Genomic DNA, 17,953 nt, shown 5'->3' with positions numbered 1-17,953 from the left:
TCCGTGTGAGGACCCCATGCCCCTCTCTCCCGGCACGCGCGACCGTCTCGTCGCCGGTATCGCCCACGTGATCCGCACCGGCCGGCACGTCTCGACGCGGGCCGCCGAGTCCGTCTACGGCGGGCTGCCCTCCTTCGGCTGGGCGCTGCTCCTCCCGCTGGAGCGCGAGGGGGAGCAGCGGTGCAGCGCGCTGGCCGCTCAGGCCGGCGTCGACGTCTCCGTCGTCAGCCGGCAGGTGTCCGCGCTGGAGCGGCAGGGGTACCTGGAGCGGCGCCCGGACCCGCACGACGGGCGGGCCAGCCTCATCCGGCTCTCCGAGGCCGGTGCCGCCGTCCTCGCCCGCACGCGCGCCGTGCGCTCCGAGTGGACCGCCGCCGCCCTCGCCGACTGGGACGAGGAGGACGCCCGGCGGCTCGGCGACCTGCTGGAACGGCTGGCCGCCGACCTCGACCGCGCCGCACCGCCGGCCCGCCAGCCCCTCGGAGCCGCCTCGTGAGCCGGCCCCACCCGTCCGCGCCGTCGTCGCCGCTGCCGTCGTCGCCGTCGTCCACGACCCACCGCGAACCACCCAGGAGCACCGTGACCACCACCCGTGAACCCGACGCCCGAGCCGGCGCCGCCCCGGCTCCGCAGCCGTCGGTCGAGCCCCGGCCCTCGGTCGAGCCCCAGGCGCCGGTGGAGCAGCAGGGCCGCATGAGCCACCGCCAGATCCTCGAGGCGCTCTCGGGGATGTTGCTGGCGATGTTCGTGGCGTTCCTGTCCTCGACCGTCGTCTCCAACGCCCTGCCGACGATCATCACCGACCTGCGCGGCAGCCAGAGCCAGTACACGTGGGTGGTCACCGCCACCCTGCTGGCCTCGACGGCGTCGACGCCCATCTGGGGCAAGCTGGCCGACCTGTTCAGCAAGAAGCTGCTGATCCAGCTGGCCATCGTCATCTTCATCGTCGGTTCGATGCTGGCCGGCCTGTCGCAGTCGGTCGGCGCGCTGATCGGCTGGCGCGTCCTGCAGGGCCTGGGCCTCGGTGGCCTGCAGGCGCTGGTGCAGATCGCGATGGCGGCGATGATCAGCCCGCGCGAGCGCGGCCGGTACTCCGGCCTGCTCGGCAGCGTCATGGCCGTGGCCACGGTCGGCGGCCCGCTGCTCGGCGGCCTGCTGGTCGACACCAGCTGGCTGGGCTGGCGCTGGTGCTTCTACGTCGGCGTGCCCTTCGCCGCCGTGGCGCTGGTCCTGCTGCAGCGCACCCTGCACCTGCCGGTCACCAAGCGGCGCGTCCGCATCGACTACCTCGGCGCGGCCTTCCTGACCGCCGGCGTCTCCGCGCTGCTCATCTGGGTCACCCTGGCCGGCGACCAGTTCGCCTGGGCCTCGCTGGAGACGGCGCTGTTCCTGACCGGCGGCGCGCTGGCGATCGCCGCGTTCGTCGTCACCGAGATGCGTGCGGCCGAGCCGATCGTCCCGCTGCGGCTGTTCCGCGACCGGACGACGACGCTGGCCATCGTCGCCAGCGTCGCCATCGGTGTCGCGATGTTCGGCTCGACGGTCTTCCTCGGCCAGTACCTGCAGATCTCGCGCGGCTACTCGCCGACGGCGGCCGGCCTGCTCACCATCCCGATGGTCGGCGGGCTGCTGGTCTCCTCGACCGTCTCCGGCATCCTCATCAGCCGGTACGGCCGGTGGAAGCGCTTCCTCGTGGCCGGCTCGGTCCTGGTCGTCACGGGCTTCGGCCTGCTGTCGACCATCGACCACGAGACCGACATGGTCCTGCTCGGCGTCTTCCTGTTCGTGCTGGGCGTCGGCATCGGCATGACCATGCAGAACCTGGTGCTCGCGGTGCAGAACACGGTCGCGGCCACCGACCTGGGCGCGGCCAGCTCGGCGGTCGCCTTCTTCCGCAGCCTCGGCGGCACGATCGGCGTCTCGGTGCTCGGTGCGGTGCTCAGCGCCCGGGTCGGCACCCTCATCACCGCCGGCCTGCCGCCGGAGGCCGCGGCCGCGGCCGGTGGGGGCAGCGTCGGCCTGGCCGACCTCGCCGACGCCCCGGCGCCCATCCAGGAGCTCATCCGCGTCTCCTACGGCGACGCGACCGGGCGGATCTTCCTGGTCTCCGCGGTGATCGCCGTGGTCGCCGTCCTCGCCATCGTGCTCATCCGTGAGGTCGCGCTGCGGACCGAGAGCGGCGAGGAGCGGCTGCAGCGGGAGTCCGCGCCGGCCCTGGCCGACGACGAGGCGGTCGGCACCCGGCGCTGAGCGAGGACCCCTGGCAGGAGCCCCACCGCTCGCACGCGCGCGGCGGGGCTCCTGCCAGGGGCCCAGAACGCACGACGGCCCGCTCCCCCCGAGGGGAGCGGGCCGTCGTCGTGGTGGCCGCCCTGCAGGGTCCCGCCGCGAGCGTGCGAGCGGCGGGGGGCAGGGTGGTCCTTCAGTCGAGCGCGGCGTCCAGGGAGATGTCGACGCCGGTCAGCGCCTTGCTCACCGGGCAGCCGGCCTTCGCCTCCTGCGCGGCCTTCTCGAAGCCCGCGGCGTCGAGGCCCTCGACCTCGCCGCGCACCGTCAGCTGGATGCCGGTGAGCCGGAAGCCGCCGGCGGGGTCGGGGCCCAGCGAGACGTCGGCCTTGATCTCGAGGGACTGCGGGGTGCCGCCGGCCTGGGCGATGTTGGCCGACAGCTGCATGGCGTAGCACGCGGAGTGGGCCGCGGCGACGAGCTCCTCGGGGCTGGTCGTGCCGCCGGCGTCGTCAGCGGCGCGCTTCGGGAAGCTGACCTCGTAGGTGCCGACCTCGGAGCTGCTCAGCTCGACCTGGCCCGACCCCTGCTCGAGGGTGCCGTTCCAGGCGGTGCGTGCGGTACGGGTGGGCATGGACCACTGCCTTCCGGTCGGGGTGCCGGCGGGTCTCACCGGCATGACCTCGCGGCCGTACCCGGGTGGGTTGCGCGCAACCCACCCATCTCGCGCCGTCCGGCGCGGGTCAGCCGTGGCGCGGCGCCTCGCTGACCCGCTGCGTCAGCACGTGCAGGGTCTGCCTGAGGTCGGCGAAGTCCTCGATCCCGAGCTGCAGGGCGCAGATCATGTCCTGCGAGATGGCGAAGGCCCGGTCGCGCAGCGCGCGGCCCGCGTCGGTCAGGGCGATGGCGACCGAGCGCTCGTCCTCGACCCGGCGGTGCCGGGTCACGAGACCCGCGGTGGTCAGGCGCTTGAGCAGGGGGGACAGGGTCCCGCTGTCCAGCGCGAGCCGCTGGCCGAGCTGGCCGACGGTCTGCTGGTCCTCCTCCCAGAGCAGCATCATCACGAGGTACTGCGGATAGGTGAGGCCCAGCTCCTCGAGCATCGGCCGGTACCGCGCGGTCATCGCACGGGAGGCCGCGTACAGGGCGAAGCAGAGCTGGTCGTCGAGCGCCACGCTCGGGGCGGGGAGCTGCGGCTCCTCGCGCGTCGTCGTCATGCCTCGGAGTGTAGGAGCAACAGTGTGGCGCGTCATGCAGTTGCGAGTGTGTCAACCCCTCCGCGGCAACCCCCCGCGGCCCCCTGGCACGGAACCAGGTTGAGCGGAACAGACTCAACTCCCGGGTCGTTGCAGATCACGACACCGACCACGGCCGGGGACACCCGGCCACCCGCCCGACGAGAGGACCAGCCGCACCGACCATGGAGAGCAAGCTCACCACCCGTTCCCAGGAGGCGTTCGCCGCCGCCCAGCGCCTGGCGGTCGACCGGGGGCAGGCGGCGCTGGAGCCCCTGCACCTGCTCGTCGCCCTACTGCAGCAGACCGACGGCATCGCCGGCCCCCTGCTGACCGCCACGGGCGCCGACCCGGCCGAGGTGCGCGGCAAGGCGGAGGCGGCCCTACGGCGCATGCCCAGCGTCAGCGGCGCCACCGTCGCCGCGCCCTCGCCGTCCCGTGAGCTCCTGCGCGTCGTCAACGCCGCCGGTGAGCAGGCCAGCGCCCTGGGCGACCAGTACGTCTCCACCGAGCACCTGCTGGTGGGTCTGGCCGGCTCCGACGGCGAGGCCGGCGCGGTGCTCAGCAGCGCCGGCGCCACCCGCGACGCGCTGCTGGCCGCCTTCCGCACCGTCCGTGGCAACCGCAAGGTCACCACGGCCGACCCGGAGAGCACCTTCCAGGCACTGGAGAAGTACGCCGTCGACCTCACCGAGCGCGCCCGTGAGGGGAAGATCGACCCGGTCATCGGCCGGGACACCGAGATCCGGCGGGTCGTGCAGGTGCTGTCCCGGCGCACGAAGAACAACCCCGTGCTCATCGGGGAGCCCGGCGTCGGCAAGACGGCGATCGTCGAGGGCCTGGCCCAGCGGATCGTGGCCGGCGACGTCCCCGAGAGCCTCAAGGGCAAGCGGCTCATGGCCCTGGACCTCTCCGCGATGGTGGCCGGCGCGAAGTACCGCGGCGAGTTCGAGGAGCGGCTCAAGGCCGTCCTCCAGGAGATCACCGAGGCCGAGGGCCAGGTGGTCACCTTCATCGACGAGCTGCACACGATCGTGGGCGCCGGTGCCACCGGCGACTCCGCCATGGACGCCGGCAACATGATCAAGCCGATGCTCGCCCGCGGTGAGCTGCGGATGGTCGGCGCCACGACGCTCGACGAGTACCGCGAGCACATCGAGAAGGACCCCGCGCTGGAGCGCCGCTTCCAGCAGGTCTTCGTCGGCGAGCCCTCGGTCGAGGACACCATCGGCATCCTGCGCGGCCTCAAGGAGCGCTACGAGGTCCACCACGGTGTGCGGATCACCGACGCCGCGATCGTCGCCGCCGCCACCCTGTCCGACCGCTACGTCACGGCCCGGTTCCTGCCGGACAAGGCGATCGACCTGGTCGACGAGGCCGCCAGCCGGCTGCGGATGGAGATCGACAGCCGGCCGGTCGAGGTCGACGAGGTCGAGCGCGCCGTCCGCCGCATGGAGATCGAGGAGATGGCGCTGGCCAAGGAGGACGACCCGTCCTCGATGGAGCGGCTGGCGGCGCTGCGCAGCGACCTCGCCGACCGGCGCCAGGAGCTCGACGAGCTGACCGCGCGCTGGCAGCAGGACAAGTCGGCGATCGAGCGGATCCAGCGGATCAAGGAGGAGCTCGAGTCGGCGCGCACCGAGGCCGAGCGCGCCGAGCGCGACGGCGACCTCGCCCGCGCCGCGGAGCTGCGCTACGGCCGGCTGCCCGAGCTGCAGCGCTCCCTGGCCGCGGCCGAGGACTCGGTGCAGACCGGTGAGTCGATGCTCAAGGAGGAGGTCGGCCCCGACGACATCGCCGAGGTCGTCCAGGCCTGGACCGGCATCCCTGCCGGCCGGCTCCTCGAGGGCGAGACGGCGAAGCTGCTGCGGATGGAGGACGAGCTCGCCCGGCGGGTCGTCGGCCAGCCCGACGCCGTCCGCGCCGTCGCCGACGCCGTCCGCCGGGCGCGGTCGGGCATCTCCGACCCCGACCGGCCCACCGGGTCGTTCCTCTTCCTCGGCCCGACCGGCGTCGGCAAGACCGAGCTGGCCAAGGCGCTGGCGGAGTTCCTCTTCGACGACGAGCGGGCGATGGTCCGCATCGACATGAGCGAGTACTCCGAGAAGCACTCGGTGGCCCGCCTGGTCGGTGCCCCTCCGGGCTACGTCGGCTACGAGGCCGGCGGCCAGCTCACCGAGGCGGTCCGGCGGCGGCCCTACACCGTCGTCCTCCTCGACGAGGTGGAGAAGGCCCACCCCGACGTCTTCGACGTGCTGCTGCAGGTCCTCGACGACGGCCGGCTCACCGACGGCCAGGGGCGGACGGTGGACTTCCGCAACACCATCCTCATCCTGACGTCGAACCTGGGCTCGCAGCTGATCGCCGACCAGTCCCTGCCCGAGGAGGCACGGCGCGCCGCGGTGATGGACGTCGTCCGGTCGCACTTCAAGCCGGAGTTCCTCAACCGCCTCGACGACGTCGTGGTGTTCCGGGCGCTGGGCAGCGAGGAGCTGGCCGGGATCGTCGACATCCAGGTCGGCGTGCTCGCCCGCCGGCTGGCCGCCCGCCGACTGACGCTGACGGTCACCGACGCCGCGCGCGAGTGGCTGGCGATCAACGGGTTCGACCCGGTGTACGGCGCCCGCCCGCTGCGCCGGCTGGTGCAGTCGGCCATCGGCGACCCGCTGGCCCGCGCGCTGCTGGCCGGGGAGATCCGGGACGGCGACGAGGTCGTCGTCGACGCGCCCGAGGACCTCGCCGAGGAGGGCCTGACCGTCCGCCGAGGGTGATCGGAGGACCTGCCTGCCCCCACCGGTCGCAGGCCCGTGGCGGTACCCCGCAGCGAGGCCGTTCCGGCACGTCACCGGGCCCCGCCGTCCCACCCGGGACGGCGGGGCCCGTGCGCGTCGCCATCGATCCGGTCTCGATCCGCTCCCGGTCCTGGTCGGGGCCTCGCCGGCCGGGTGACCATCGCGCCAGGTACCCGACCGGCGAGCGAGGAGCGAGCGATGACGTCAGGCCACGGTGGTCCGGACCCCCAGCAGGGGTGGCAGCCGCCGCAGGACCAGCCGGGCCGCCAGGACCCGCCGCCGCAGGGGTGGCAGGGTCCGCCGTCTCCGCAGGGCCCGCCGCCGCAGGGCTGGCAGGGCCCGCCGCCGCAGGGGTGGCAGGGCCCGCCGCCGTACGGCTGGGCCGCCGCTCCGCCGGCGCCCGGCCCGGGCCTCGCGCCGGAGGCCCCCGAACGGCCGACGACGGTGCGCGTGGGGATCGGGGCCTTCCTCGCCACGCTGATCCTGGGCGTCATCTCCTCCCTCGTGCAGTTCTCGGACGTCGACGGCCTGGTCGCGCAGGCCGTGGCGCTCGCCGACGACCCGGCCGTCACCGAGGACGTCGTCCGTGCCGGGGTCGTCGTCGGTGCGGTGATCGGGCTGCTGCTGGTCGTCCTCCAGGCGCTATTCATCTGGTTCGCCTGGAAGGGGCGCAACTGGGCGCGCACCGTGCTGCTGGTGCTCGGCGGGCTCAGCGTGCTGTTCGGCCTCAGCGCCCTGAGCGGTGCCGGCAGCGGCGTCGCCGGCTCGGGGTTCCTCGACTCGCTGTCGGTCTTCTCCACCCTCATCACGCTCGTGGGGGTCGTCGCGCTCGCGCTGCGGCCCTCGAGCGAGTGGTACCGAGCGATGACCGCACGCCGGCAGGCCGGGCTGCGCTGACACATCGTTATCCAACCGTTACCGCGAGATCTGAACCCGGAGGGCGGCTGGTCCCGAAGACCCGTCGTGACCACCACCGAGCAGGCCCCGGCCTCGGCGACCGGGCCGGACGTCGCGGCCCCCCGCGGGCGCCGTCCGCTCGCCGCCGTGGCCGGGCTGCTGTCGGCCGGCGTCGCGCTGGGGATCGCCGAGCTCGCGGCCGGTCTGGTCGGCCCGGCGTCCTCGCCGGTCGTGGCGGTGGGCGACACGGTCATCACGCTGGTCCCCGAGCCGGTCAAGCAGTTCGCCATCGCGACGTTCGGCGCGAACGACAAGACCGCGCTGGTCGTCGGGACCCTGGTCCTCGTCGCCCTGTACGCGGTGCTCGTCGGCCTGGTCGCGCTGCGCTCCCGCCGCCTCGGCGTCGCCGGCACCGCCCTGTTCGGCCTGATCGGCGCCCTCGCCGCGGTCACGCGGCCCGCCGGCGGCCTGCCCGACGCGCTGCCGTCGGTCGTCGGCGCGCTCGCCGGCACCCTGGCCCTGCTGCAGCTGGTGCGGCCCCTCACGCTGCCCGCCCCCGCTCCGGCCGGCGCACCCCCGGCCGTGGACGACGCCGGCCGGCACGCCGACGAGGTGGTCCTCGACCGCCTGCGCGGCGCCCTGGCCATGGCCGACCGCAAGGGCAGCGGCATGGACCGCCGCCGCTTCTTCCTGACCGGCGGGATCGCCCTCGGCGCGGCGGCGGCGACCGGCGGCGGTGGCCGGCTGCTCCAGCGGCGCTTCGACGTCAGCGCCGCCCGCGGGGACCTCGCCCTGCCGGCCCCGGCGTCGCCGGCGGCGGCCCTGCCGCCCGGCGCCGACCTCGCCGAGCAGGTCGAGGGCCTGACCCCGCTGTTCACCCCGAACCGCGACTTCTACCGGGTCGACACCGCGATCACCGTCCCGCAGATCCGGCCGGCGGAGTACACGCTGACCCTGCGCGGGATGTTCGACTCGCCCCGCACCTACACGCTGGCCGACCTCGTCGACCGCGACGACGTCATCGAGCGCGACATCACGCTCACCTGCGTCTCCAACGAGGTCGGCGGCACCCTGGCCAGCACCGCCCGCTGGACCGGCATCCCGCTGGGCGCCCTCCTCCGCGAGAACGGCATCCAGTCCCGCTCCGACCAGCTGGTCTGCCGCTCGCAGGACGGCATGACGATCGGCGCCTCCACCCGCGCGGCCCTCGAGGTCGAGGACGCGATGGTCGCCTTCGGCCAGAACGGCGAGCCGCTGCCCGTCGAGCACGGCTTCCCGGTGCGGATGCTCATCCCGGGCCTCTACGGGTACGTCTCGGCCTGCAAGTGGATGACCGAGATCGAGGCCTCGACCTACGACGCCTTCGACGTCTACTGGACCGCGCGCGACTGGGCGCGGCAGGCGCCGGTCAAGCTCTTCTCGCGGATCGACACCCCGGCCCCGCTGCGCCGCTTCCCGGCCGGCCGCCGGCCGATCGCCGGCGTGGCCTGGGCGCAGACCCGCGGGATCGCCCGGGTCGAGGTCCGCGTCGACGAGGAGGAGTGGCAGGAGGCGCAGCTGTCCCCCCGGGTCGACGCCGACCTCTGGCGCCAGTGGGTGCTGCCCTTCGACTTCGCCCCCGGCTCCTACCAGCTCACCGTCCGCGCCACCGCGGCCGACGGCGAGGTGCAGACCGGGGAGCGCGCCGCCCCCTTCCCGGACGGGGCCAGCGGCCTGCAGTCCATCCGGGTGATCGCGACGTAGCGGTCGCGCCCGGCACCGGCCGGGCGACCCGCCCGGACCCCAGACCCGTCTCGGCCCCCGCCGCAGACGCCTCTCCCGACCCCTCCACGGGGCCGGGGGAGACCCCGCAACGACGACCGAGGAGCACCCCGTGAAGAACACCCTGACCCGCGGCATCCTGCTGGCCTCCGCCTCGACCCTCGCGGTCACCCTGAGCGCCTGCGGCTCGACCGACAGCGGCTCGACCGACAGCTCGGCCTCGTCGGACACCAGCAGCTCGGCGGCCAGCAGCTCGGCCGACGACAGCATGGCGTCGAGCAGCAGCAGCGCCACGCCCGCCGGCGACGAGCCCTTCGGTGCAGGCTGCGCCGACGTCCCGGCCGACGGTGAGGGCTCCTTCACCGGCATGACCGACGACCCGGTCGCCACCGCCGCCAGCAACAACCCGGTGCTGTCCACGCTGGTGCAGGCCGTCGTGCAGGCCAACCTGGTCGACGCCCTGAACAGCACCCAGGACATCACGGTCATCGCCCCGGCCAACCCCGCCTTCGAGGCGATCCCGGCCGACCAGCTGCAGGCGGTGCTCGCGGACAACGCCCAGCTGACCGCGATCCTCACCCACCACGTCATCGAGGGCCGGCTGGGCCCCGACCAGCTCGCCGGCACCCACACCACCCTCGCCGGCGACCAGGTGACCATCGAGGGCTCGGGGGAGGACTTCACCGTTGCCCAGACCGTGACCGGCACCCCGGCCTCGGTCGTCTGCGGCAACGTCCAGACGGCGAACGCCACCGTCTACATCGTCGACCAGGTCCTGGCCCCCGCCACCGCCTGACGAAGGACCCCGTGCCCCCCACTGCTCGCGAGCTCGCAGCGGGGCCCTGCACGGGGGCCGCAGGGCGGCACCGGCACCGGCCCGGCTCCCACGGGGGAAGCCGGGCCGGTGGCCTGCGTAGGGTCGGCCGCATGCCGACGGACCCCGTTCCCGCCCGCTCCCCGTCGCCCGGGGCGGGCCCCCGGAACGGGACCGCGCGGCCCGACCGCGACCGCCTGCTCGAGCTGATCGTCGACCTCGCCGTCGTGCACGGGAGGGTGACGCTGTCCTCCGGCCAGGAGGCCGACTGGTACATCGACATGCGCCGCCTGACGCTGCACCACGAGGGCGCGCCGCTGGTCGGGCGGGTGATGCGCCAGCTCACCGGCGACCTGCGCTACGACGTCGTCGGCGGGCTCACCCTGGGCGCCGACCCCATCGCGGCGGCGATGCTGCACGCCGCGGCCGACGGCGAGGGCTTCCTCGACGCCTGCGTCGTCCGCAAGGCCGGCAAGGCGCACGGTCTGCAGCGGCGCATCGAGGGCCCCGACGTCGGCGGGCGGGCGGTGCTCGTCGTTGACGACGTCTCCACCACCGGCAGCAGCCCGCTGGCCGCCGTGGAGGCCCTGCAGGACGCCGGCGCGGAGGTGCTCGGGGTCGCCGTGATCGTCGACCGCGGTGGGCGGGCCGCCGTCGAGGCCGCCGGGCTGGAGTACCGCGCCGCCTACGACCTCGCCGACCTCGGCCTGGCCTGATCCCGCGGCGATGACCCCGCGGCGATGATCGCCGCGGCGATGACCCCGCGGCGATGATCAGGTGACCTGATCGTGCGGCGTCCTCCCTCACGTTCCACCGTCAGGTAGGACGCTCGACGATCAGGTCACCTGATCATCGCGGCCGGGCCTACCGTGGGGACGGTGACCGCCCTCACCACCGCCTGGGTCGATGAGCTCACCGCCGTGCTCGGCGCGGACAGCGTCCGCACCGACCCCGACGTCACCGCCGCCTACGCCCGCGACCAGGCCGTCCTGGCCGACGCCGGCACCCCGGCCGCGGTGGTCTTCCCCCGCGACACCGCCGACGTCGTCGCGGTCATGGAGCTGGCCGGCCGGCACGCGATCCCGGTCGTGCCGCGCGGCGCCGGGTCGGGACTGGTGGGCGCGAGCAACGCCGTCGACGGCGGGATCACCATGGTGATGACCCGCATGGACGCCGTCCTGGAGGTGTCGGCGGCCGACCGGCTCGCCGTCGTCCAGCCCGGCGTGGTCAACAAGGCGCTGCGCGACGCCGTCGCCGCGGAGGGGCTGTTCTACCCACCGGACCCGGCCAGCTACGACTGGTGCACCCTCGGCGGCAACCTGGCCATGAACTCCGGCGGCCTGTGCTGCGTCAAGTACGGCGTCACCACCGACTACGTGCTCGGCCTGGAGGTCGTGCTCGCCGACGGGCGGGTGCTGCGCACCGGACGCCGCACCGTCAAGGGCGTCGCCGGCTACGACCTCACCCGGCTGTTCGTCGGCTCGGAGGGCACCCTCGGCGTCATCACCGAGGCGACCCTGGCGCTGCGGCCGGCCCCCGCCGACGACCCGGTCACCCTCGTCGCCACCTTCGCCACCAGCGCGCAGACCGGCCAGGTGGTCGAGTCGGTGGTCACCGGCGGCGTGGTGCCCAGCATGCTCGAGGTGATGGACCGCACCTGCATCCGCGCGGTCGACGACCTGCTCCGCGCCGACCTCGACCGCGACGCGCAGGCCCTGCTGGTCGCCCGCTCCGACGCCGGGGGAGCAGCGGGCCTGGCCGAGATCGCCGAGCTGACCCGGCTGTGCGAGGCGGCCGGGGCCGACCTCGTGCACTCCACCCCCGACCCCGCCGAGGGCGACCTGCTGCTCACCGCCCGGCGGATGGCGCTGCCGGCGCTCGAGCGGCTGGGCAACGTGCTGCTCGACGACGTCGCCGTGCCCCGCTCCCGGGTGGCCACCTTCATCGACGGCTGCGACGCCATCTCGACGCAGTTCGACCTGGTCATCGGCGTCATGGGGCACGCCGGCGACGGCAACATGCACCCGACGATCGTCTTCGACGCGGGCGACGACGAGCAGCGCGCGCGGGCGGTGGCCGCGTTCGACGCCATCCTCGAGCTGGGGCTCTCCCTCGGCGGCACGATCACCGGCGAGCACGGCGTCGGCACGCTCAAGGCCGAGTGGCTGGAGCGGGAGGCCGGGCCGGTCTCCCTGGACGTGCAGCGCTCGATCAAGCAGGCCCTCGACCCCGCCGGCCTGCTCAACCCCGGCAAGGTGCTCCGCCGCCGCGGCTGAGGCCCCGTCCGGGGTAGCGCCCGCTGTCGGCGCGGCCCCGGCAGGTGGGATGCTGACCGGCGACCAGCGCCGATCGACGAGGAGAGCCCGCATGCCCATCGCGACCCCCGAGGTCTACGCCGACATGATCAGCCGGGCGAAGGAGAGCGGCTTCGCCTACCCGGCCATCAACTGCACCTCGTCGGAGACGGTCAACGCGGCGCTGCGCGGGTTCGCCGACGCGGGCAGCGACGGCATCATCCAGTTCTCCACCGGCGGCGCCGAGTTCGGCTCGGGCACCCGGGTCAAGGACATGGTCACCGGCGCCGTCGCGCTGGCCGAGTTCGCCCACGTCGTCGCCGAGAAGTACCCGGTCAACGTGGCGCTGCACACCGACCACTGCCCCAAGGACAAGCTCGACGCCTACGTCCGCCCGCTGATCGCCCTGTCGAAGGACCGGGTCGACGCCGGCCAGGCGCCGCTGTTCCAGTCGCACATGTGGGACGGCTCGGCCATCGACCTCGACGAGAACCTGCAGATCGCCGAGGAGCTCATCGGGAAGTGCGCGGCCGCCAAGATCGTCCTCGAGCTGGAGATCGGCGTCGTCGGCGGTGAGGAGGACGGCGTCAGCCACGACATCAACGACAAGCTCTACACCGCGCCCGGCGACTTCGTGGCCACGGCGAAGACCCTCGGCCTGGGCGAGAAGGGCGTCTACCTGCTCGCCGCCACCTTCGGCAACGTGCACGGCGTCTACAAGCCGGGCAACGTCAAGCTGCGCCCGGAGATCCTCCAGCAGGGCCAGGAGGTCGTCGCCTCCGAGCTCGGGCTGGGCGAGGGCGCCAAGCCGTTCAACTTCGTCTTCCACGGTGGCTCGGGCTCCGCACAGGAGGAGATCCGCGAGGCGCTGTCCTACGGCGTCGTGAAGATGAACGTCGACACCGACACCCAGTACGCCTTCACCCGGCCCATCGCCGGGCACATGTTCACCAACTACGACGGCGTCCTGAAGGTCGACGGTGACGTCGGCAACAAGAAGACCTACGACCCGCGCACCTACATGAAGCTCGCCGAGACCAACATGGCCGCGCGCGTCGTCGAGGCCTGCGAGGACCTGCTGTCGGCCGGCCAGTCGCAGGGCGCCTGACCCGTGACGCACTCGCACAACCTGCTCGGCGAGCCGCCGGCCACGCTGCTGCCCGGTGACCCGGAGGCGGAGGCCGCGCTGGCCGCCGGCACCGACCCCGCCGAGGTCGCCGCCGCCCACCCGCGGGCCAGCGCCGCCTGGGCGGCGCTGGCCGAGGCGGCCGTCGAGGGCGGGCGCACCATCGAGGCCACCATCCAGGCCTACGCCTACGCCCGCACCGGCTACCACCGCGGTCTGGACGCGCTGCGCAAGAACGGCTGGAAGGGCTACGGCCCGGTGCCGTGGTCGCACGAGCCCAACCGCGGCTTCCTGCGCTGCCTCACCGTCCTGGCCCGCGCCGCGGAGGCGATCGGCGAGGTGGACGAGCAGGAGCGCTGCACCCAGCTGCTCCGCGACTGCGACCCGAGCCTCGCGGCCTGACACGGGCCCGCGCACTCCCGCGTGGGTGCACGGGTGGTGGACCGTGCCTGGTCAGGGCCACACTCCGTGTCCCCGGGCGTCCGCCCGGGTCTCACCGGAGGTGGTACGTGGCAACACTGCTCTGGATCCTCGCCGTCGTCCTGGTCGTCGCCGGGATCCTCGCGATCGTGCGTCGACAACTGCTCTGGGGGATCGTGCTGATCATCGTCGGACTGCTCGTCGGTCCCGGCGGCGTCAGCCTCTTCACCAGGTGACCCCGGCCGGCGCTGGGCGCCCGCACGGGCCCGGCGCCGGCCGGAACCCCGTCGGCGGACCGGGACGACGGCCGGCCACCGCGCCGTCCTCTGCGGTCGCCGTCCTCAGCGGTCGCCGAGCTCGGGGTGCAGCTCGCGCAGGCGGGCGGTCAGGGCGGTGAGCTCCTCGCCGCCGGCCATGAGCCGCGTGAGGTCGTCGGCGTGGACGTCGGCGCGGGTGAGGTCGCCGGCCACCTGGCCGCGTGCCAGCAGCAGGAAGCGGTCGCCCACCAGGTGCGCGTAGCGCGGGTTGTGCGTCACCAGGACGACGGCGAGGCCCTCGGCCCGCGCGCGCAGCACGGCCTGGGCCACGAGCGTCTGCTGCGCGATCGCCAGGGGCGCGGTCGGCTCGTCGAGCACCAGCGCGCGGGCGCCGAAGTGCAGGGCCCGCGCGATCGCCAGGCTCTGCCGCTCGCCGGCGCGCATCGCGTTGGCCGGCCGGTCGGGGTCCACCCCGGTGACGCCGACGCGCTCCAGCGCCCGCACGGCGGTCTCGCGGGCGGCGTCGACGTCGAGCCGGCGCAGCGGCCACCGCCCGCGGGTCGGCTCCGCGCCCAGGGAGAAGTTGCGCCACACCGACAGCAGCGGTGCCACGGCGAGGTCCTGCCACACGGTGGCGATCCCCGCGGCCCGGGCGGCGCGGGGGCTGCCGAAGTGCACCGGGACGCCGTCGAGCAGCAGCTCGCCCTCGTCGTGCCGCGCCAGCCCGGACAGCACCGACACCAGCGTCGACTTGCCCGAGCCGTTCTCCCCGAGCACGCAGGTGATCCGGCCCCCGTGCAGCGCGATGCCCACCCGGTCGAGCGCGGCCACGCTGCCGAAGCGGACGGTCAGCCCCCGCAGCTCCAGCACCGGCGGCACCCCGGGCGCGCTCACGACCGCGGCGCGGCCCGCAGCCGGCCACGCACCACCCCTCCGACCAGCAGCGCGACGAGCAGGAAGACGCCGAGCAGCGCCTGCGACCAGCGCGGGTCCCAGCCGGCGAGCTCCACGCCCCGGCGCGCCACCGCGTACAGCAGCGCACCGATCGCGGCGCCGGCCATCGAGCCGTAGCCGCCGGTCAGCAGGCACCCGCCGAGGACGGCGACCACCACGAAGTCGATGGCCGTCACGAGCGCGGGCGTGGCGGCCACGCTCGCCGTCGACACCAGGGTCAGCGTGCCGAGCAGCCACGCGGCGAAGGCGGTCAGCGCGTACAGGACCAGCGTCGTCCGGTGCACGGGCACGCCCAGCTCGCGGGCGGCCCGGCGGGATCCGCCCATCGACAGGACCTCGTTGCCGAAGCGGGTCCGCCACAGCAGCCAGCCGGCGACGGCGGTCAGCGCGACCCACCACAGCAGCGAGACGGAGAAGACGCCGTCGCCGACCTCCGCCGTCGATCCGAACAGCGCCGAGGCCGAGGACCAGCCGCGCGCCTCGTCCAGCCCGCTGATCCGCGGCGCGCCGGCCACCAGCGGCAGCCCGGCCACGGTGACGCCCTGCAGGACCAGTGCCGTGGCGAGGGTGACCAGGAAGCTGGGCAGGCCGGTGCGGACGACGAGCCACCCGTTGAGCAGGCCGACCGCGAGCGCGGCGGCCAGCGACGCGGTGAGCGCCGGCCACACGCCCCACTCGGCCGGCCCGACCAGCACCCCGGTGAGGACGGCGCTGGACACGGTGAGCATGCCGATCGAGACGTCGAAGTGCCCACCCACCAGCAGCAGCCCCACGGCCACCCCGCCGATGCCCAGCAGCGCGGCGGTGTCCAGGACCGCGGCCAGGCCGCCCACGGTGAGCAGGTCGGGCACCCGCAGCCCGAAGAGGACGACCACGACCGCCAGTCCCAGCGCCGCGGCCAGGCTGGGCCGGGCCAGCACCCGGTCGGGCAGCCGCCGCCGCGGCGGCGCCGGACGACGGGACCGGGGCAGGCGGTCGGCGCTCACCGGCACGGCACCCCGGGCGCGGGCGGGAACGGGCGCAGGGGGACCTCCTCGGCTCGGGACCCCAGTCTCCACGACGCCCGCGCGCGCCCCCGGACGTGGCACGCTGCCAGGGCGTGGCTCAGGGGGCCAGCCGCCAGCGCACCCGGTCGTCGGCGTACCAGGTCCAGCGCGTGACCGGCCGGGGGTGCGGGACGCCGTCGCAGGTGACCCGGGCCGGGTCGCTGGCCAGCTGCAGCGCCCGGCCGGTGCTGCGCCGCGGTGGCCGCAGGAGCTGCGGGGAGACGGCGACGCGGATGGTGTCGAGCGCCCGCCAGTCGGGCCGGACGTCGATCCGCGCGACGAGGCCGTCGGCCACGCGGGCGTCGTCGTGGTGGGCCTGGACGCCGAGCCGCGCGGCCAGCCCCAGCCGGCCCTGCTCGGCCGCCTCGTAGCGCCCGTGCTGCAGCAGCACCCCGCCGTGGTCGTCGCGGACCAGCGTCAGCTCCCGCGCGCCACCGGTGCCGACGCCGAGGTCGCGGGCCAGCCCCCGGGACGAGCTGTCGTCGGCGGGCTCCCACGACACGGGCACCCCGGCGGTCCGACCGGCGCGGTGCAGGGCGGCGAGCACCGCCGCGAGCGCCGGCACCGGCCCGCGCACCAGCAGCGCCCCGGCTCCGGCCGCCTCCGCGACCGCGGCCCGCTCGGGTGCCTGACCCGGCCCGAGACCGCGCAGGTCGAACTCGACGAGGGACATGCCGATACCCTGCCACCTGCCAGCCGGTCGACCGCCGGTGACGAGTCCTGAGGGGGACGACAGCGAGATGCCGGCAGTCGTGCTGATCGGCGCCCAGTGGGGCGACGAGGGCAAGGGCAAGGCCACCGACCTCCTCGGGGGCCGGGTGCCCTACGTGGTCCGCTACCAGGGTGGCAACAACGCCGGGCACACGGTGATCACGCCCGACGGGGAGCGCTACGCCCTGCACCTGATCCCCTCGGGGATCCTCACGCCGGGCTGCACGCCGGTCATCGGCAACGGCGTCGTCGTCGACCCGCAGGTGCTCATCGGTGAGCTGGCCGGGCTGGAGGAGCGCGGCGTCGACACCTCGCGGCTGGTGCTCTCGGCCGACGCGCACCTGATCATGCCGCACCACCGGGCGCTGGACCGGGTCACCGAGCGGTTCCTCGGCAAGCGCCGCATCGGCACCACCGGCCGCGGCATCGGCCCGGCCTACGGCGACAAGGTCGCGCGCACCGGCATCCGGGTGGCCGACCTGCTCGACCTGTCGATCCTGCGCCAGAAGCTCGAGGGAACGCTGCAGGAGAAGAACCAGGTCCTGGTCAAGGTCTACAACCGCAAGGCCATCGACGTCGACGAGGTGGTCGAGGAGTACGCCGGCTACGCCGAGCAGCTCCGGGGTCGCATCGCCGACACGCGCCTGCTGCTGGGCCGCGCCCTCGACGCCGGCGAGTGGGTGCTGCTGGAGGGCTCGCAGGGCACCCTGCTCGACGTCGACCACGGCACCTATCCGTTCGTCACGTCGTCCAACCCGACCGCCGGCGGCGCCGCGACCGGCAGCGGGATCGGTCCCACCCGCATCTCCCGGGTCGTGGGGATCCTCAAGGCCTACACGACCCGGGTGGGCTCGGGCCCGTTCCCGACCGAGCTGCACGACCAGTGGGGCGAGTACCTGCGCAAGCAGGGCGGCGAGGTCGGCGTGACGACCGGCCGCGACCGGCGCTGCGGCTGGTTCGACGCCGTCGTCGCCCGCTACGCCAGCCGGGTCAACGGGATCACCGACTACTTCCTCACCAAGCTCGACGTGCTCTCCGGCCTGGAGACGGTGCCGGTCTGCGTGGCCTACGACGTCGACGGCGTCCGGCACGAGGAGATGCCGATGACGCAGACGGACTTCCACCACGCGACGCCGGTGTACGAGGAGCTGCCGGGCTGGTTCGAGGACATCCGGCGCTGCCGGTCCTTCGACGAGCTGCCGCCCAACGCCCGGGCCTACGTGCGCCGGGTCGAGGAGCTCTCCGGCGCGCGGGTCAGCGTGGTCGGCGTGGGTCCCGGGCGCGAGGAGAACGTCGTCGTCCACGACCTGCTCGGCTGAGCGCGACGATCAGCTGACCTGATCGTGCGGTGTCCACCCTCACGGTGGGACGTGCGGGAGGACGCTCGATGACCAGGTCACCTGGTCATCGAGCGTCCTCC

17 protein-coding genes are annotated in these 17,953 nt (G+C 74.6%); 12 read left to right on the top strand and 5 right to left on the bottom strand.

Going from position 1 to position 17,953, the window contains the following annotated elements; all coding sequences use genetic code 11:
- Positions 1-16 precede the first annotated feature (16 nt).
- A complete protein-coding gene (locus tag ACU616_RS06390) occupies positions 17-496 on the top strand; it encodes a MarR family winged helix-turn-helix transcriptional regulator (RefSeq protein WP_446757637.1) in 480 nt (159 codons plus the stop codon).
- An 83-nt stretch (positions 497-579) separates the two neighbouring features.
- Positions 580-2,250 carry an MFS transporter gene (locus ACU616_RS06385; RefSeq protein WP_446757636.1) on the top strand — a complete coding sequence of 557 codons (1,671 nt, stop codon included), beginning with the start codon at positions 580-582 and terminating at the stop codon, positions 2,248-2,250.
- Positions 2,251-2,422: 172 nt separating this feature from the next.
- Here the strand turns inward: ACU616_RS06385 and ACU616_RS06380 are convergent, their stop codons facing one another.
- Positions 2,423-2,860 carry an OsmC family peroxiredoxin gene (locus ACU616_RS06380; RefSeq protein ID WP_446757635.1) on the bottom strand — a complete coding sequence of 146 codons (438 nt, stop codon included), beginning with the start codon at positions 2,858-2,860 and terminating at the stop codon, positions 2,423-2,425.
- A 109-nt stretch (positions 2,861-2,969) separates the two neighbouring features.
- The gene (locus ACU616_RS06375) at positions 2,970-3,443 is read right to left on the bottom strand and encodes a MarR family winged helix-turn-helix transcriptional regulator (protein ID WP_446757634.1); all 474 of its coding nucleotides are present in this window, start codon (positions 3,441-3,443) and stop codon (positions 2,970-2,972) included.
- 203 nt (positions 3,444-3,646) lie between these two features.
- Between ACU616_RS06375 and clpB the strand changes: the two genes are divergently transcribed.
- From clpB to ACU616_RS06330, 9 genes are all read left to right on the top strand, one after another.
- Positions 3,647-6,232 (top strand): ATP-dependent chaperone ClpB, encoded by a 2,586-nt coding sequence (clpB, locus tag ACU616_RS06370; protein ID WP_446757633.1) that lies wholly within the window; start codon positions 3,647-3,649, stop codon positions 6,230-6,232.
- A 219-nt stretch (positions 6,233-6,451) separates the two neighbouring features.
- Complete coding sequence (locus ACU616_RS06365; protein ID WP_446757632.1) at positions 6,452-7,150, top strand: hypothetical protein; 699 nt, start codon at positions 6,452-6,454, stop codon at positions 7,148-7,150.
- A 66-nt stretch (positions 7,151-7,216) separates the two neighbouring features.
- The gene (locus ACU616_RS06360; protein WP_446757631.1) at positions 7,217-8,893 is read left to right on the top strand and encodes a molybdopterin-dependent oxidoreductase; all 1,677 of its coding nucleotides are present in this window, start codon (positions 7,217-7,219) and stop codon (positions 8,891-8,893) included.
- 130 nt (positions 8,894-9,023) lie between these two features.
- Positions 9,024-9,707 carry a fasciclin domain-containing protein gene (locus ACU616_RS06355; protein ID WP_446757630.1) on the top strand — a complete coding sequence of 228 codons (684 nt, stop codon included), beginning with the start codon at positions 9,024-9,026 and terminating at the stop codon, positions 9,705-9,707.
- 131 nt (positions 9,708-9,838) lie between these two features.
- Positions 9,839-10,441, top strand: a complete 603-nt coding sequence (pyrE, locus tag ACU616_RS06350) for an orotate phosphoribosyltransferase (protein WP_446757629.1) — start codon at positions 9,839-9,841, stop codon at positions 10,439-10,441.
- A 162-nt stretch (positions 10,442-10,603) separates the two neighbouring features.
- Complete coding sequence (locus ACU616_RS06345; RefSeq protein ID WP_446757628.1) at positions 10,604-12,001, top strand: FAD-binding oxidoreductase; 1,398 nt, start codon at positions 10,604-10,606, stop codon at positions 11,999-12,001.
- Between the two features lie 91 nt (positions 12,002-12,092).
- Entirely contained in the window at positions 12,093-13,127 is a 1,035-nt protein-coding gene (gene fbaA, locus ACU616_RS06340) for a class II fructose-bisphosphate aldolase (RefSeq protein WP_446757627.1), read from the top strand.
- Between the two features lie 3 nt (positions 13,128-13,130).
- Positions 13,131-13,547, top strand: a complete 417-nt coding sequence (locus ACU616_RS06335) for a DUF3151 domain-containing protein (protein WP_446757626.1) — start codon at positions 13,131-13,133, stop codon at positions 13,545-13,547.
- 107 nt (positions 13,548-13,654) lie between these two features.
- Positions 13,655-13,801, top strand: coding sequence for a GPGG-motif small membrane protein (locus ACU616_RS06330; RefSeq protein ID WP_446757625.1), 147 nt, complete (start codon positions 13,655-13,657; stop codon positions 13,799-13,801).
- A 105-nt stretch (positions 13,802-13,906) separates the two neighbouring features.
- Here the strand turns inward: ACU616_RS06330 and ACU616_RS06325 are convergent, their stop codons facing one another.
- The 3 genes from ACU616_RS06325 to ACU616_RS06315 form a co-directional block, all read right to left on the bottom strand.
- The gene (locus ACU616_RS06325; protein ID WP_446757624.1) at positions 13,907-14,716 is read right to left on the bottom strand and encodes an ATP-binding cassette domain-containing protein; all 810 of its coding nucleotides are present in this window, start codon (positions 14,714-14,716) and stop codon (positions 13,907-13,909) included.
- Positions 14,713-15,762, bottom strand: coding sequence for an ABC transporter permease (locus ACU616_RS06320; RefSeq protein ID WP_446757623.1), 1,050 nt, complete (start codon positions 15,760-15,762; stop codon positions 14,713-14,715). The genes ACU616_RS06325 and ACU616_RS06320 overlap by 4 nt, the downstream gene beginning before the upstream one ends.
- Before the next feature lie 118 nt (positions 15,763-15,880).
- A complete protein-coding gene (locus ACU616_RS06315; protein WP_446757622.1) occupies positions 15,881-16,495 on the bottom strand; it encodes a hypothetical protein in 615 nt (204 codons plus the stop codon).
- Positions 16,496-16,562: 67 nt separating this feature from the next.
- Here ACU616_RS06315 and ACU616_RS06310 point away from each other — a divergent pair, with 67 nt between their 5' ends.
- Positions 16,563-17,852 carry an adenylosuccinate synthase gene (locus ACU616_RS06310; RefSeq protein WP_446757621.1) on the top strand — a complete coding sequence of 430 codons (1,290 nt, stop codon included), beginning with the start codon at positions 16,563-16,565 and terminating at the stop codon, positions 17,850-17,852.
- Positions 17,853-17,953: the final 101 nt, after the last annotated feature.

This window comes from Geodermatophilus sp. URMC 62, from assembly GCF_052931475.1.
This window is presented reverse-complemented; position numbering and strand designations above follow the sequence as displayed.

Bases quoted from the DNA above. Each gene is read 5' to 3' on its own strand.
- fbaA (WP_446757627.1), top strand. From the start codon at position 12,093: ATGCCCATCGCGACCCCCGAGGTCTACGCCGACATGATCAGCCGGGCG.
- ACU616_RS06315 (WP_446757622.1), bottom strand. From the start codon at position 16,495: ATGTCCCTCGTCGAGTTCGACCTGCGCGGTCTCGGGCCGGGTCAGGCA.
- clpB (WP_446757633.1), top strand. From the start codon at position 3,647: ATGGAGAGCAAGCTCACCACCCGTTCCCAGGAGGCGTTCGCCGCCGCC.
- ACU616_RS06380 (WP_446757635.1), bottom strand. From the start codon at position 2,860: ATGCCCACCCGTACCGCACGCACCGCCTGGAACGGCACCCTCGAGCAG.
- ACU616_RS06310 (WP_446757621.1), top strand. From the start codon at position 16,563: ATGCCGGCAGTCGTGCTGATCGGCGCCCAGTGGGGCGACGAGGGCAAG.
- ACU616_RS06365 (WP_446757632.1), top strand. From the start codon at position 6,452: ATGACGTCAGGCCACGGTGGTCCGGACCCCCAGCAGGGGTGGCAGCCG.
- pyrE (WP_446757629.1), top strand. From the start codon at position 9,839: ATGCCGACGGACCCCGTTCCCGCCCGCTCCCCGTCGCCCGGGGCGGGC.
- ACU616_RS06390 (WP_446757637.1), top strand. From the start codon at position 17: ATGCCCCTCTCTCCCGGCACGCGCGACCGTCTCGTCGCCGGTATCGCC.
- ACU616_RS06375 (WP_446757634.1), bottom strand. From the start codon at position 3,443: ATGACGACGACGCGCGAGGAGCCGCAGCTCCCCGCCCCGAGCGTGGCG.